Origin of the sequence: Kitasatospora sp. MBT63 (assembly GCF_000710465.2) — a bacterium.
In the GTDB taxonomy this organism is placed as follows: domain Bacteria; phylum Actinomycetota; class Actinomycetes; order Streptomycetales; family Streptomycetaceae; genus Kitasatospora.
The window spans coordinates 1-1,650 of record NZ_JAIZ01000327.1 but is presented as its reverse complement, the minus strand read 5'-3'; the positions used below and the strand labels follow the sequence as shown (position 1 = coordinate 1,650).

General features: G+C 68.5%; 2 protein-coding genes and 1 pseudogene. All 3 read left to right on the top strand.

All coding sequences use genetic code 11. From position 1 onward, the window contains the following. Positions 1-218 precede the first annotated feature (218 nt). On the top strand, positions 219-506 hold the full coding sequence (locus AA75_RS54030) for a transposase family protein (RefSeq protein WP_158515536.1): 288 nt from the start codon (positions 219-221) through the stop codon (positions 504-506). A gap of 51 nt (positions 507-557) precedes the next feature. Beyond that, entirely contained in the window at positions 558-1,016 is a 459-nt protein-coding gene (locus AA75_RS45785; protein WP_158515535.1) for a transposase, read from the top strand. 36 nt (positions 1,017-1,052) lie between these two features. Further along, positions 1,053-1,283: pseudogene (locus AA75_RS19740) on the top strand (integrase core domain-containing protein); the annotation flags it as partial. Between the last annotated feature and the right edge of the window lie 367 nt (positions 1,284-1,650).

The window sequence follows — 1,650 nt, the reverse complement described above, 5'->3', positions numbered from 1 at the left end:
TCGTAGCACGAGCCGCTACGCCCGGTGCTCGCTCTCATCCGTCGGGTGGGAGCGCCTGACGCAGTGCACGCCGCCCCTGTGCGGATCTTGAGGTGTCGAGCCTCGGGACCAGACGTGCGGGGAGAACGGCGTGCGGTTCACCACCGCATTGAAGGCGCTGGCCGGATGCGAGCAGGCGGTGCCGGAGGACGCGCCTGGTTCAGGACGGGCAGGTCATCGTGGTCTCCCTGCGGCCGCGGGCACGGGCGCGTCGCCGCTGCGGAGTCTGTGGCGACCGCTGCCCGCGCTTCGATGCCGGGGACGGCCGCAGGCGGTGGCGGCATCTGGACGCGGCCGGCCAGAGGCTGTTACTGGAGGCCGATGCCCCGCGGGTGTCCTGCCCTCGGCACGGGGTCGTGGTCGCCGCGGTGCCCTGGGCCCGGCACGGTGCCGGACACACCCGTGATTCGACCAGCAGGTGGGGTGGATGGCCGCCGAATGCTCCAAGTCCGCGACCGCACAACTGACGCGGAACCGCCTGGCGCACGGTCGGAGCCATCGTCACCCGCCACCAGGCCGTGGCCGACGCCGGGACCGACCAGCTCGCCGGCCTGCGCCGGATCGGCGTCGACGAGATCTCCTACCGCCGCGGGCAGAGGTACATGACCGTCGTGGTCGACCACGACAGCCGGTACGTGGTCTGGATCGCCGACGGCCACGGCAAGGACGTCCTGCGCTCCTTCTTCGACGCCCTGGGCGAGGAACGCGCCCACCGGCTCACCCACATCAGCGCCGACGGGGCGGAGTGGATTGCCGTCGTCGTCGCCGAGCGCGCCCCGAACGCGATCCGCGCGATGGACCCCTTCCACGTCGTCGCCTGGGCCACTGACGCCCTCGACGAAGAGCGCAGCGCGAGTTGGAACCGCGCCCGCCACCAGGCCGCCGAGCCGGTCAACGCCGCCATCCACCCAGCTGACCTTCCCATCAACACCTCCACCATCGAGGTGTTGCAACGACCTATTGAATCCGCCCAGTAGACGAGCCGTGAATTCGCCGAGCTGGCAATGGATTTCGGTGTCCGCTGGTCGGTCGGCCGGACCGGGCAGTGCTGGGACAACGCGCTCGCGGAGTCGTTCTTCGCCACCTTGAAGCGGGAGCTGATCGGCGAACGGCCGTGGCCCAGCCGGGCGGCAGCCCGATCGGCGATCTTCGAGTGGATCGAGGGCTTGTACAACATACGCAGGCCGCACAGCAACCTCGGCTACCGCAGCCCGGCCGCCTACGAGGCCGCGCTCGCCGCTTGACCAACACATCAACGGTGTCCGTCAAAGCGGAGCAAGCTCAAACACCCAAGCTGGGGCTATCTGACCCCGCACGAGACCCGACAACGACACACCCTCGCCGCGTAAGAACGAGTGTCCGAAAGCACGGGGAAACTTCAACGGACCATCTCCGTCCCTGTGGCCTGGGCCGGTTGGTGGACCCGGCTTTGGGGTGGGACGTGGGCTGATCGGTTGGCAGCGCGCCGGATCACGGTGATGGATGTTTGTGATGTCCGCTGTGGTGACTCGCTGTGTCGACTAGGCACTACGCCACGTGCTGTTCTGTCTTGTTTGCCATTGAGGTGTGTCGTATGTCTGTGCGTGTGTCGGGTGTGGTGGGTTCGCGTCG